Here is a 13,661-nt window from a genome sequence, read left to right as displayed (position 1 = left end):
ACGGGTTTTACTGGATCTGCCCGTGGCAATGCTTGTATTTCTTGCCCGAACCGCAGTAGCACAGTTCGTTGCGGCCCAGCTTCTGCTCGTTGCGAACCGGGGCAGCGGCGGTGGCCAGTGCCACATCGACCTCTTCACCCAGCGCTTCCGGCTGATCCAGGCCAGGCGCTTCGGCGTGCTCGAACTGCATGCGCGCCGCCAGTGCTTCGGCCTCCTGACGCAGACGTTGCTCTTCGGCTTCCGGATCTTCGCGACGAACCTGAACATGCGAGAGCACGCGGATCGAGTCGCGCTTGATCGAATCCAGCAGCTCGGAGAACAGTGTGAACGACTCGCGCTTGTATTCCTGCTTCGGGTTCTTCTGCGCATAGCCACGCAAGTGAATGCCGTGACGCAGGTGATCCATGGTCGACAGGTGATCTTTCCACAGGTCGTCGAGTACGCGCAGGACGATCTGCTTCTCGAACGAGCGCAGCGCCTCGGCACCGGCCTGATCTTCTTTCTCGTTGTAAGCCGCCATCAGCTCGGTCATGAGCTTCTCGCGCAGGGTTTCTTCGTACAGGTGATCGTCTTCGTCGAGCCATTGCTGGATCGGCAGTTTCACGCCGAAATCGCTTTCGATCGACGCTTCCAGACCGGCCACGTCCCACTGCTCTGGCAGCGATTGCGGCGGAATGTGGGCACTGACGGTAGCGTTGAGCACGTCCTGACGGAAGTCGGCGATGGTCTCACCGATGTTGTCAGCGGCCAGCAACGTGTTACGCATGTGATAGATCACTTTACGCTGTTCGTTGTTGACGTCGTCGAACTCGAGCAGTTGCTTACGGATGTCGAAGTTGCGGCCTTCAACCTTGCGCTGCGCCTTCTCGATCGCGTTGGTCACCATACGGTGCTCGATCGCTTCGCCCGGCTGCATGCCCAGGGCTTTCATGAAGTTCTTCACGCGGTCGGAGGCGAAGATGCGCATCAGGCTGTCTTCCAGCGACAGGTAGAAGCGGCTCGAACCGGCATCGCCCTGACGACCGGCACGGCCACGCAGCTGGTTGTCGATACGGCGCGATTCGTGACGCTCGGAAGCAATGACCTGCAAGCCGCCGGACTCCAGCACTTGCTGGTGACGCTTCTGCCAGTCGGCCTTGATCTGCGCGATCTGCTCAGGAGTCGGGTTCTCCAGCGAAGCGACTTCCACTTCCCAGTTGCCGCCCAACAGGATGTCGGTACCACGACCGGCCATGTTGGTGGCGATGGTCAGAGCCCCCGGACGACCGGCCTGAGCGATGATCTCAGCTTCTTTTTCGTGGAACTTGGCGTTGAGAACCTTGTGTTCGATGCCTTCTTTGACGAGCAATTCGGACATGTGCTCGGACGTCTCGATGGTCGCGGTACCCACCAGCACCGGACGACCGGCGGCCATGCTTTCCTTGATGTCCGCGACGATCGCCGCGTATTTCTCTTCGGCGGTGAGGAACACCAGGTCGTTGTAGTCTTTACGCGCCAACGGTTTGTTCGGCGGAATGACCATGACTTCCAGACCATAGATCTGGTGGAATTCGAACGCTTCGGTGTCGGCGGTACCGGTCATGCCGGAAAGCTTGGTGTACAGACGGAAGTAGTTCTGGAAAGTGGTCGAGGCCAGGGTCTGGCTCTCGGCCTGGATGTTCAGACCTTCCTTGGCTTCGATAGCCTGGTGCAGGCCTTCGGACAGACGACGACCCGGCATGGTACGACCGGTGTGTTCGTCGACCAGTACGACCTGACCGTCCTGCACGATGTATTCGATGTTGCGATTGAACAGCTTGTGCGCACGCAGACCGGCGTAGACGTGGGTCAGCAGGCCAAGGTTGTGCGCCGAGTACAGGCTTTCGCCTTCGGCCAGCAGGCCGACGCGGGTGAGCATTTCTTCGATGAACTGGTGACCGGCTTCGTTGAGTTCGACCTGGCGGGTCTTTTCGTCAACGGTGTAGTGGCCGGCCTTGGTGACCTGGCCTTCAACTTCCTCGACGTGCAGTTCCAGCTGCGGGATCAGTTTGTTGATCTCCATGTACAGCTTGGAGCTGTCCTCGGCCTGACCGGAAATGATCAGCGGGGTACGCGCTTCGTCGATGAGGATGGAGTCGACTTCGTCGATCACGGCAAAGTTGAGTTCGCGCTGGAATTTTTCATCCATGCTGAACGCCATGTTGTCGCGCAGGTAGTCGAAACCGAATTCGTTGTTGGTGCCGTAGGTGATGTCGGCGGCGTAGGCGGCACGCTTTTCTTCCGGCGGCTGGAACGGCGTCACGACGCCGACAGTCAGGCCGAGGAATTCATACAGCGGACGCATCCAGTTGGCGTCACGGCGGGCCAGGTAGTCGTTCACGGTCACAACGTGCACGCCCTTGCCGGACAGTGCGTTGAGGTAAACACCCAGGGTGGCCACGAGGGTCTTGCCCTCACCGGTGCGCATTTCGGCGATCTTGCCTTCGTGCAAGGTCATGCCGCCGACGAGTTGCACGTCGAAGTGGCGCATGCCCATCACACGCTTGCCGGCCTCGCGGGCTACGGCAAAGGCTTCCGGCAACAGCTTGTCGAGGGTTTCCCCTTTGGCGATACGGGCCTTGAACTCGGCGGTCTTGGCGCGCAATTGATCGTCCGAAAGGGCCACCATTTGCTCTTCGAAGGCATTGACGAGCTGCACCGTCTTGAGCATGCGTTTGACTTCACGCTCGTTCTTGCTTCCAAAAAGTTTCTTTAACAAAGGCGCAAACATATCGGCAGGATCTTCCACACTAAAGGGATGGAGGGCGGCCCCGTGAGTCGCCCGTGCAGCCCTCATGGCCGCATGCGAACGAGCATTCTACCCGGAAACGGTGGTGAGGAAAGTGGCGATGTTCCACGATGCTGGCACTGCGCTTTGACGGGGCTCACTTAAAATAGGGGCGTTTTGCTCAACTTCAACCCGTCGGGGGAAAGAAGTCAGGCGTTGATTTAATGAGCAAATCAGGGACAAAAGCAATGGCCCAGAGGTTCCGCAGCTTTCTGCTACCATGGCGCCTCTGTGACTTTCAGGTGTTCGATCATGGCGTTTCGCCCTCTCACGGCCAGAGCACCCGCCGTTCTGTTACGTGAAGCCAAACCGCTCAAAGCCATCCTCGGCCATGCCCAGCGCCTGGAGCATTTGCAGCGCCTGCTCGAAAGCCAGCTGCAACCGGCCGCCCGCGAGCATTGCCGGGTGGCCAAATGGCGCGAAGGCGAGCTGTCGCTGGTGGTCACTGACGGTCACTGGGCGACGCGCCTGCGCTATCAACAGAAACGCCTGCAACGGCAACTGCAACTGTTCGAAGAGTTCGCCAACTTGACGCGGATCAAATTCAGCGTGCGCCCGCCGATCGTGCAGCATCGGGCAGTTGGGCACTCGATGGATCTGTCCAGCAGTGCGGCAGAGACGATTCAGTCGACGGCCGACGGGATCAGCGATCCGGGATTGCGCGCGGCGCTGGAGCGGCTGGCGGCGCATGCCAAGGGGAAAGCCTGAAGCAAAATCAAAAGATCGCAGCCTTCGGCAGCTCCTACAGAATGAATGCATTTCAACTGTAGGAGCTGCCGAAGGCTGCGATCTTTGCTTTTAGCGGCGCTTGCTGCCGCCGAGCAGCGACCCCATCAACCCGCGCACCAACTGCTTGCCGAGATTATTGGCCGCCTGGCGCATCGCCGATTTCAGCGCCTGCCCTGCCGCCGTGCCGAGGAATTCGCCAGCGCGGTCAGCCAGGCTCGGCTCTTCGGCCGCAGCTTTGCCCGCTGGTGTTTCAGCCTCGGGCGCCAGCCCTTTGCGTCCCATCAGGATTTCATAGGCCGACTCGCGATCGATCGGCTTGTCATAACGGCCCTTGAACGGCGAGCCGGCGATCAGCACGGTGCGCTCGGTTTCAGTCAGCGGGCCGATCCGCGATTGCGGCGGTGCCACCAGCACGCGCTGGACCATTTCCGGCGTGCCCTTCTCGGTCAGCGTTCCCACCAGCGCCTCGCCGATTCCCAGTTCAGTCAGTACCGACAGACTGTCGAACGCCGGATTCGGCCGAAAGCCATCCGCAACCGCACGCAGGGATTTCTGCTCTTTGGCGGTGAACGCACGCATGCCGTGTTGAATGCGCAAGCCCAACTGCGCCAGCACGTCATCCGGCAGGTCCGCTGGCGACTGGGTGACGAAATACACGCCAACGCCTTTGGAACGAATCAAGCGCACCACTTGCTCAAGCCGTTCCTGCAGAGCTTTGGGCGTGTCGCCGAACAGTAAGTGCGCCTCGTCGAAAAACAGCGCCAGCAGCGGTTTGTCGGCGTCGCCGCGCTCGGGCAGTTGCTCGAACAACTCGGCCAGCAGCCACAGCAGGAACGTTGCGTAAACCTTCGGCGCCTCGTGCACCAGACGGCTGGCGTCGAGCAGATGGATACGTCCACGGCCATCGGCGCCCGGTTGCAGAATGTCTTCGAGTTGCAGCGCCGGCTCGCCGAACAGGGCTTCGGCGCCCTGCTGTTCTAGCGTCGCCAACCGGCGCAACAGTGCCTGGCTGGAACCGGTGGTCATCAGCGCGGCGTCTTCGCCGAGCAACTGTGGATTGTCCTTGAGGTGATTGAGCAGCGCTTTCAGATCCTTGAGATCCAGCAGCAACAGCCCTTCGCGATCCGCCACCTTGAAGGCCGCGTACAGCGCCGACTGCTGACTGTCGGTCAGCTCGAGCAGGCTGCCGATCAGTAGCGGACCCATTTCGCTCAGCGTGGTGCGCAACGGATGTCCGGATTCGCCGTGGATGTCCCACAGCGTGACGGGATAAGCCTGCGGCGTGTGACCGAGCCAGGGCATGCCGGCGATGCGCTCGGCCACTTTGCCCTGCGGGTTGCCGGCAGCACCGAGGCCGCACAGGTCGCCCTTGATGTCGGCAGCGAACACTGCCACACCGGCGTCGCTGAACGCTTCGGCCAGGCGCTGCAACGTCACGGTTTTACCGGTGCCGGTGGCGCCGGCGATCAGGCCGTGGCGGTTGGCCAGGCGCATGGCCTGAGCGATGGGTTGCGCGGCCGGATCAGCGCCGATAACGAGTTGCGAGGAGTCAGGCATTTTCTCACCCAATGGTTAATCTTTGATGACACATGGCCGATACATAAATTGGACAGACCCGCCAGAAAACCGGGTCGGACATTTCCCTAAGGAGAGCCGGAAATATCAATTTTTCAACCTTGCCCATAGTGCGCGTCTCTATCAAAGCACGCCCAGGACATTAAGACCTTAGCGGAACCCCAAGCCATGAACAAAAACCTGCGCTTCAGCCATAAGATTTTGCTTGCCGCCGCTCTCATCGTCATTGCCGCTTTTGCCTCGTTCACGTTGTACAACGACTGGCTGCAGCGCAATGCGATCCGCGATGATCTGAACAACTACCTCAATGAAATGGGCGAGGTCACCGCCGGCAACATCCAGACCTGGCTCAGCGGGCGCATTCTGCTGATCGAGAACGCCGCGCAGAACATCGCCATCAACCCGGAACCTGCCACGGTCGCCAGCCTGCTGGAACAGAAAAGCCTGACCTCGACGTTCATGGCCACCTACCTGGGCGATGCCACTGGCCACTTCACCATCCGCCCGGACGTGAAGATGCCGGACGGTTTCGATCCGCGCGTACGCCCTTGGTATAAAGGTGCCGAAAGCAGCAGCACCTCGACCCTGACCGAACCCTACATCGATGCGGCCACCGGCCAGTTGATCATTTCCATCGCCACCGCGTCGAAAAAGGCCGGGCAGAGCGTCGGCGTGGTCGGCGGCGACCTCAGCCTGCAATCGCTGATCGACACCCTCGCCGCGCGGGATTTCGACGGCATGGGCTATGCGTTTCTGATCAGCGCCGACGGCAAGATCCTCGTCCACCCGGACAAGGCCCTGGTAATGAAGTCGCTCAAAGAAGCCTACCCGCAGGACACGCCGCGCATCAGCAGCGATTTCAGCGAAGTGACAGTTGATGGCAAAACCCGCATCGTCACCTTCGCTCCGATCAAAGGCCTGCCGTCGGTGAACTGGTACATCGGTCTGTCGATCGATAAAGACCAGGCCTACGCGATGCTCAGCGAATTCCGCACCTCAGCGGTAATCGCAACCATCATTGCCGTGGTAATCATCATTGCCCTGCTCGGCATGCTCATCCGCCTGCTGATCCAGCCGCTGCACGTGATGACCCGCGCCATGGAAGACATCGCCGACGGCGAAGGCGACCTGACCAAACGCCTGAACATCGTCAATAACGATGAATTCGGCATCCTCGGCACCGCGTTCAACCGCTTCGTCGAGCGTATTCACGGTTCGATCCGCGAAGTGTCCTCGGCCACCGGCCAGGTCAACGAGGTCGCCCTGCGCGTGGTCGCGGCGTCGAACTCGTCGATGTACAACTCTGACCAGCAAGCTTCGCGCACCAGCAGCGTTGCTGCCGCGATCAATCAGCTCGGCGCCGCCGCCCAGGAAATCGCCCGCAACGCCGCGCAAGCGTCGAATCAGGCCAGCGATGCCAGGGGTCTGGCCGAAGATGGCCAGCAAGTGGTGGAGCGCAGCATCAAAGCGATGAACCAGCTGTCGAGCATGCTCAGCGCGTCGAGCACCAACATCGAGTCGCTGAACAGCAAGACCGTCAACATCGGCCAGATTCTCGAAGTGATCACCAGCATTTCCCAGCAGACCAACCTGTTGGCGCTGAACGCGGCGATCGAAGCGGCACGCGCCGGTGAGGCCGGTCGTGGTTTTGCCGTGGTGGCCGACGAAGTGCGCAACCTCGCGCACCGCACTCAGGAATCGGCCCAACAGGTGCAGACCATGATCGAGGAGCTGCAAGTCGGCGCCCGGGAATCGGTGAGCACCATGAGCGACAGCCAGCGCCACAGCCAGGACAGCGTCGAGATCGCCAACCTCGCTGGCGAACGCCTGAACAGCGTGACCCTGCGCATTGGCGAGATTGACGGGATGAACCAGTCGGTGGCGACCGCGACCGAAGAACAAACCGCTGTGGTCGAGTCGATCAATGTCGATATCACCGAGATCAACACGCTGAACCAGGAAGGCGTGGAAAACCTGCAAGCGACGTTGCGCGCTTGTTCGGATCTGGAGCAGCAGGCTTCGCGTCTCAAACAGTTGGTTGGCAGCTTCAGGATTTAAGCTGCGACGACTGGCCGCTTCGCGAGCAGGCTCGCTCCCACAGGGAAAATGCATTCCATTGTGGGAGCGAGCCTGCTCGCGAATATCTACCTTTCAACAAAACCCGAGTGACACCCCACCACGCAATCCCGACCGAACATCTATTCTGGATAAAGGTCAATCAAGGGAGAACAACACAGCGGAGGGTTGCTCACCGTGCATATCGCCGACATCACCATGTTCTACGCCCCGGCCAGCGGTGGCGTGCGGACTTATCTGGATGCCAAACACCGTCGCCTTGGCGAGCGCAACGCCATTCGTCACAGCCTGCTGATCCCCGGCGCGCGACTGGGTGAACATGACGGCATTTATACGGTTCCAGCGCCCGCCCTGCCCTTTGGCAAAGGCTATCGCTTCCCGCTGCGGCTGGCGCCATGGCGAAACGTCCTGCAGGATCTGCAGCCGGATCTGATCGAAGTCGGCGATCCCTACCTCACCGCATGGGCAGCGCTGGATGCGCGGCGGCAGCTGGATGTGCCGGTGATCGGCTTTTATCACTCGGATCTGCCGCTGCTGGCGGGCAATCGCATGGGCCATTGGGTCACACCGAATGTCGAAGCTTATGTCACCCGTCTCTACGGCAATTTCGACCGCGTTCTCGCGCCGAGCCAGGTCATGGCCGACAAGCTCATCGGGCTTGGTGTACGCAATGTCCATGTGCAACCGCTAGGCGTGGATCTGCACACTTTCCATCCCGACGCCCGCGACCCTGGCCTGCGGGCTGAGCTGGGCATTGCCGAAGACACGCGCCTGCTGATCTTTGCCGGGCGCGGTTCCAAGGAGAAAAACCTGCCGGTGCTGCTCAAGTGCATGCAGCGCCTTGGTCCGCGTTATCACTTGTTGTTGGTCGGCTCGTCGATGCCTGCGGCGGTGCCGGACAACGTCAGCGTCATCAACGAATTCTGCCCGGCGCCGAAAGTCGCGCGGCTGATGGCCAGCGCCGATGCGCTGCTGCATGCCGGCGACCAGGAAACCTTCGGCCTGGTCATCCTTGAGGCGATGGCCTGCGGCATTCCCGTGGTGGCGGTGGCGGCCGGGGCGTTTGAAGAGATCGTCAACGATTCCTGCGGCCTGCTCTGTGCGCCGAACAATCCGCAGGCCATGGCCAATGCCGTGCGCGAGCTGTTCAGTCGCGGCTGCGCCCGCCTCGGTCAACAGGCGCGCCAGCACGTCGAACGGCATTATGCCTGGGACACCGTGGTCGACAGCCTGCTCAGCCACTATCACGCCGTGCTCGGCCATACGCTGCCACGGGTGGCCAATGGTTGAAGAAATGAAAGCTGTTTGCCTGGTATTGCATGATGTCGCGCCCTCGACCTGGGCGGATTACCAGCCCTTCGTCGAGGCCGTCGATGCCTTGGGTGATGTGCCGATGACGTGGCTGGTGGTGCCGGATTTCCATCGCCACGATGCCCTTGACGCCAACCCGGCGTTTCGCCGAGTGCTCGATGCCAGGGTCGCCCGAGGCGATGAACTGGCGCTGCACGGCTACTACCACGACGATCAGGAACCCATGCCAAACACCCCGCGCGACTGGTTCATGCGCCGGGTCTACACCCATGAAGGCGAGTTTTACCGCCTGTCCCGCGAAGCTGCCCTTGCCCGCCTGCACGCAGGTCTGGACATGTTTCAGCGCTTCGACTGGCCGGTGCACGGCTTCGTCGCCCCGGCCTGGCTGATGAGCGACGGCACCCGCCAGGCCTTGCGCGAATTACCGCTCAGTTACACCAGCGATCCGCAGCATCTTTATCGCTTGCCCGACTTCAGCGCCATCGATGCACCGGGGCTGGTGTGGAGTGCGCGCAGTGCCTGGCGTCGTGGCTTGTCGAAAATCGTCAGCGACCAGCGTGAACAGCGCTGGCGCGAGGCATCGGTGATTCGTCTGGGGCTGCATCCGGTGGACATGCGTCACCGCTTTTCTCGCGATTACTGGTTGCACACGCTGCAACGCCTGCTGGCGGAGGGACGCGTGCCGCTGACCAAGATCGACTGGCTGGCCCGACAGCGCGGTCAGCTGGAACGCGCAGCATGAAGCGCAGCCTGTTGTTGCTGATCGGCCTGCTGGCGGCGGTACTGATTCCGGTACTGCTCGGCGGCGGCGAGACCTGGTCGCGCCTGCGCAGTTTTCCGCTGAACTGGCTGTTGATCATGTTCGGCATGATTCTGCTCTGCTGGGGGATCAATACGCTGCGCTTGCGTTTGTTGCTCGGCGACCAGCGAGAAAAAGTCGCGCCCTTGAAAAGCCTCGGCGTGGTGATGGCGGCCGAGTTCGCGTACTGCGCCACGCCCGGCGGTAGTGGCGGACCGCTGACGATCATGGCATTGCTCGCCCGGTGCGGCGTGCGTCCGGCGCGGGGCAGCGCGGTGTTTGCCATGGATCAGCTCAGCGATCTGCTGTTCTTTCTCTGCGCACTCAGCGGGATTCTGATCTATGCGCTATTCCAGCACCTGAGCGATCGCCTCGAGTGGCTGCTGACCGTCAGCGCCGTTTCGCTGTTTGGGGGGTTGTTCAGTTGCGTATTGATCGCCCGTTATCACCGAGCGTTGATTCGCCTGAGCGGGCGGCTGTTGGCGGGGATGAACATCACGACAAGTACTCGCCGTCGCTGGGCGCGCAAGTTGCTGCACTTTCTCGCGGCATTTACCGATACCTTGAAACTGCCTTGGCAAACGCTGGTTCAGGTTTTTGCTCTGACCTGCGTGCACTGGCTGCTGCGCTACAGCGTGTTGTATCTGGCCCTGCGCGGGCTCGGCGCGGATTTGCAGTGGGCGTGGAGTTTTCTGGTGCAGATGCTTTCGCTGGGCGCCGGCCAATTCAGCCTGTTACCCGGCGGCGCTGGGGCGGCAGAGCTGACCTCGGCTGCGCTGCTCGCGCCGATGGTGGGCAAATCCACCGCAGCGGCGGCGATCCTGATCTGGCGCGTGGTGACGTATTACTTCTATCTGCTGGTTGGCGGCCCGGTGTTCGTGTTGATGCTGGGCAAGCCGTTGCTGAAGAAGTTGATGAACGTCAGGCAGGCTTCTTAGGTTCGTCCTGCTCTTGCTGGAGCTGCTCCCAAAGCTCGGCGGCACCGGGGAATTCGGTGCCGTCGTCCGGGCTCATGTCATCCGGGTCGTAACGACTCAGGCAACCCTCGCCGAGAGTGGCGGGCGCTTTGGAAGTGGCTTTGTCCAGTGGATCGCTCATGACTTTTTCTCGGGCTCAAATGACAAGGGCCTGAGCGATTCAACGCCCAGGCCCTTGGTTTTTCAAGTGTGGCGTGCTCGATCAGAACACGACTGTCTTGTTGCCGTGCACCAGCACGCGGTCTTCCAAGTGATAACGCAGACCACGGGCCAGCACCATCTTCTCGACGTCACGGCCGAAACGCACCATGTCTTCGATGCTGTCGCTGTGGCTGACACGCACCACGTCCTGCTCGATGATCGGGCCGGCGTCCAGCTCTTCAGTGACATAGTGGCAGGTCGCGCCGATCAGCTTCACACCACGCAGCGACGCCTGATGATACGGCTTGGCGCCGACGAACGATGGCAGGAAGCTGTGGTGAATGTTGATGACTTTGTGCGCGTACTCGCGGCACATGTCCGGCGGCAGGATCTGCATGTAGCGCGCCAGCACCACCACTTCGGCGTCGTGCTGTTTGACCAGCCGCGATACTTCGTCGAATGCCGGCTGCTTGTCCTGCGGATTGACCGGCACGTGGTAGTAAGGGATGCCGTGCCACTCGACCATGCTGCGCAGGTCGTCATGGTTGGAGATCACGCAGGCGATTTCGCAATCCAGTTCGTCGCTGTGCCAGCGGTGCAGCAGGTCGGCCAGACAGTGGGATTCGCGGCTGGCCATCAGCACCACGCGTTTTTTCTGTTCGGTGTCGGTGATGCGCCAGTCCATCGAGAACTCTTCGGCGATCGGCGCGAACTTCTCGCGCAACTCTTCAATACCGAACGGCAGCGAATCGGCACGGATTTCGTGACGCATGAAGAACCAGCCCACTTGATTGTCAGAGTGGTGGCTCGCTTCGGTGATCCAGCCATTATGAGAGGCCAGAAAATTACTGACTTTGGCAACGATGCCAACGCGGTCCGGGCAAGAGATCACCAGCCGAAAAGTGCGCATGAGGGGGAAACTCCAGAACTTCACAAAGGCCGCCATTCTAGCGACTGCGCAGGAAAACTGCAGTACGCATACGCGCCGGGTGGGACAAAGCATGGTCAAACGGCTTTCTGGCGCAGGTCTTCCGTCAAGACAGTGACGCTTTAGCGGGGCTTTTGTCAGACAACTGTAAATATCTGTGCTGACTGCATCACATTATTTAACGGAACATTCAAAGCGCGGCTAATTCCTGTAACTCATTTAAATAAAAAGCCGATCTAAATGTTTACTTGATGAAACAGCCTGACTATTATTGCGGCACTGTCCCCTGTCATTCAGCATTCTACAAAAGGTAGTACTCATGTCCTTGATCAACGAATATCGCGCCACCGAAGAAGCCATCAAAGAGCTGCAAGCCCGTCTGAAGAACCTGTCCGAAGACGACAAACTGCAAGCCGAACTGGAATTCGAAGGCAAACTGCGCACGCTGATGGGTGAATACTCCAAGTCCCTGCGTGACATCATCGCGCTGCTGGATCCAGAAGCCAAATCCAAGGCTCCACGCGGCGGCGCAGTGAAAACTACCGGCACCAAGCGTGCACGCAAAGTTAAGCAATACAAAAACCCGCACAACGGTGAAGTCATCGAAACCAAAGGTGGCAACCACAAGACTCTGAAAGAGTGGAAAGCCAAGTGGGGCGGCGACGTGGTTGAAGGCTGGGCGACCCTGCTGGGCTAAGCCGCAACGCCTTCGCAGAGCGATCCGCGAACAAAAGAACGCCAGCTAGCGCTGGCGTTTTTTTATGCCCGTAATTTATTGTCCGGGCATGTTCGATTTCACAGATTCAAACGTTTGCGTAATGCCTGGACATAATTCTGCCAGTCATTGAGCACCTCTCGCTGCATCGGTGACGCACTAAGCGACCATTGCTCTGCCGCCTCGATAAATGACTGCACGGTATTCGGCGCACCGGCCTCAGGTTGCGTCAGGCGTTGCTGACAAAATAATTTCCAGCGCTCTTGCTCGGCCACATCCAGGGTGTCCGGAAAGTTGCGTGCTCGATATCGAAAAAGTAATTCAGGCAAACGTTCATCATCGAAAGGCCACTGCTCTTGCGCCAACTGCGCAGGATCCGCCGTTCGAACTTGTTCGCATAAACGACGATCACGATCACCGATAAATCCATCGTACAACTGCTGCTCGGGATCTTCGCTGGGAACGAAGTCTTCGCTGGCATAAATCGCCGCGACTTTATCTTTCCAGACTTGTTGTGCGTCAGTTAGTCGCACTGCCCGCTCATGATAAAGCGCCATGTCCAGCCCAAGGCGCTGCTGGTCTTGCTCGCGCAATACCGCCAACGGCGCCACTACCGGGCAACGATTGATATGAATCAGCTTGAGCGGTACCGGTAACTCACCTTCGGCCAACTCATCGCGACGGGTATAAAGACGCTGACGCAAGGCTTGCGCATCGAGGTCCAGCAACCCCTGCGGATCAAGATGCAGATCACAGACGATCAAGGCGTTGCGATTTTTCGGGTGCCAGGCCAGCGGCAACACCACGCCGACATAACTGCGTGCCGCCGAGAAACGCCCGGACACATGCACCAGTGGCTGCAACAGGCGGATCTGATCCATCACCTTCTGTTTGCTGCGCAACTGGAACAGCCACTCGTAGAGCTTGGGTTGTTTCTCGCGAATCAGCCGCGCCAACGCGATGGTGGCGCGCACATCCGACAGCGCCTCGTGGGCATGGCCGTGATCGATATTGTTAGCCGCTGTGAGGCGTTCGAGCTTGAGGGTCACGCGGCCTTCATCATCGGTCGGCCAGACCAGACCATCGGGGCGCAATGCGTAAGCGGCGCGCACCACATCAATCAGATCCCAGCGACTGTTGCCACCCTGCCATTCACGGGCATAGGGGTCGAAGAAATTGCGATACAGGCTGTAGCGGGTCATTTCGTCGTCGAAACGCAAGGTGTTGTAACCGGCGCCACAGGTCCCCGGTGCGGCCAGTTGCGCATGTACGCGAGTCATGAAGTCGGCTTCGCTCAGGCCTTTTTCAGCGAGCTGGCCCGGGGTGATGCCGGTGATCGCGCACGCCGCCGGGTGCGGCAGGATGTCCTCGCTGGGCTGGCAATAGAGATTGACCGGCTCGTCGATTTCGTTGAGCGCATGGTCGGTGCGAATCCCGGCCACCTGCAGCGGTCGGTCGTTGCGCGGATTGATGCCAGTGGTTTCGTAGTCGTACCAGAAGATTGAAGTCACGGGCGAATCCTGAACAGAAGATCGGCGAAGTCTAGGCGTTTCAGGGTTGCCACGGCCAGCCTGGTCGCCCTCGAACAGCAATTTCTCCAGATT

The 13,661-nt window shown here is 60.1% G+C and carries 11 protein-coding genes; 6 read left to right on the top strand and 5 right to left on the bottom strand.

Annotated features, from left to right (window positions below):
- Nucleotides 1-7: 7 nt before the first annotated feature.
- A complete protein-coding gene (secA, locus tag CKW30_RS17695) occupies nucleotides 8-2,749 on the bottom strand; it encodes a preprotein translocase subunit SecA (protein ID WP_038861039.1) in 2,742 nt (913 codons plus the stop codon).
- A 309-nt stretch (nucleotides 2,750-3,058) separates the two neighbouring features.
- On the opposite strand from secA, the gene CKW30_RS17690 reads away from it, so the two are divergent.
- Nucleotides 3,059-3,514 carry a DUF721 domain-containing protein gene (locus tag CKW30_RS17690; RefSeq protein ID WP_095181464.1) on the top strand — a complete coding sequence of 152 codons (456 nt, stop codon included), beginning with the start codon at nucleotides 3,059-3,061 and terminating at the stop codon, nucleotides 3,512-3,514.
- A gap of 90 nt (nucleotides 3,515-3,604) precedes the next feature.
- Here CKW30_RS17690 and CKW30_RS17685 read toward each other — a convergent pair whose 3' ends face one another.
- Nucleotides 3,605-5,092 (bottom strand): helicase HerA-like domain-containing protein, encoded by a 1,488-nt coding sequence (locus tag CKW30_RS17685; RefSeq protein ID WP_095181632.1) that lies wholly within the window; start codon nucleotides 5,090-5,092, stop codon nucleotides 3,605-3,607.
- A 186-nt stretch (nucleotides 5,093-5,278) separates the two neighbouring features.
- Here CKW30_RS17685 and CKW30_RS17680 point away from each other — a divergent pair, with 186 nt between their 5' ends.
- From CKW30_RS17680 to CKW30_RS17665, 4 genes are all read left to right on the top strand, one after another.
- A complete protein-coding gene (locus CKW30_RS17680; RefSeq protein ID WP_095181463.1) occupies nucleotides 5,279-7,168 on the top strand; it encodes a methyl-accepting chemotaxis protein in 1,890 nt (629 codons plus the stop codon).
- 216 nt (nucleotides 7,169-7,384) lie between these two features.
- Nucleotides 7,385-8,476, top strand: a complete 1,092-nt coding sequence (locus tag CKW30_RS17675) for a glycosyltransferase family 1 protein (RefSeq protein WP_177434223.1) — start codon at nucleotides 7,385-7,387, stop codon at nucleotides 8,474-8,476.
- Nucleotides 8,469-9,239 carry a DUF2334 domain-containing protein gene (locus tag CKW30_RS17670; protein WP_095181462.1) on the top strand — a complete coding sequence of 257 codons (771 nt, stop codon included), beginning with the start codon at nucleotides 8,469-8,471 and terminating at the stop codon, nucleotides 9,237-9,239. Before CKW30_RS17675 ends, CKW30_RS17670 begins: the two co-directional genes overlap by 8 nt.
- The gene (locus tag CKW30_RS17665; protein ID WP_076563957.1) at nucleotides 9,236-10,234 is read left to right on the top strand and encodes a lysylphosphatidylglycerol synthase transmembrane domain-containing protein; all 999 of its coding nucleotides are present in this window, start codon (nucleotides 9,236-9,238) and stop codon (nucleotides 10,232-10,234) included. Before CKW30_RS17670 ends, CKW30_RS17665 begins: the two co-directional genes overlap by 4 nt.
- Here the strand turns inward: CKW30_RS17665 and CKW30_RS27340 are convergent.
- On the bottom strand, nucleotides 10,218-10,394 hold the full coding sequence (locus CKW30_RS27340; protein ID WP_016773478.1) for a hypothetical protein: 177 nt from the start codon (nucleotides 10,392-10,394) through the stop codon (nucleotides 10,218-10,220). The two genes, CKW30_RS17665 and CKW30_RS27340, sit on opposite strands and share 17 nt — an antisense overlap.
- 81 nt (nucleotides 10,395-10,475) lie before the next feature.
- Entirely contained in the window at nucleotides 10,476-11,324 is an 849-nt protein-coding gene (gene purU, locus CKW30_RS17660) for a formyltetrahydrofolate deformylase (protein WP_041479808.1), read from the bottom strand.
- A gap of 337 nt (nucleotides 11,325-11,661) precedes the next feature.
- Between purU and mvaT the strand changes: the two genes are divergently transcribed.
- A complete protein-coding gene (gene mvaT / locus CKW30_RS17655) occupies nucleotides 11,662-12,039 on the top strand; it encodes a histone-like nucleoid-structuring protein MvaT (protein ID WP_016773476.1) in 378 nt (125 codons plus the stop codon).
- A gap of 98 nt (nucleotides 12,040-12,137) precedes the next feature.
- Here mvaT and sbcB read toward each other — a convergent pair whose 3' ends face one another.
- Nucleotides 12,138-13,568 (bottom strand): exodeoxyribonuclease I, encoded by a 1,431-nt coding sequence (gene sbcB / locus CKW30_RS17650; protein WP_095181461.1) that lies wholly within the window; start codon nucleotides 13,566-13,568, stop codon nucleotides 12,138-12,140.
- Nucleotides 13,569-13,661 lie beyond the last annotated feature (93 nt).

The organism is Pseudomonas sp. Irchel 3F6 (assembly GCF_900187595.1).
Lineage (GTDB): Bacteria > Pseudomonadota > Gammaproteobacteria > Pseudomonadales > Pseudomonadaceae > Aquipseudomonas > Aquipseudomonas siliginis.
This window is presented reverse-complemented; position numbering and strand designations above follow the sequence as displayed.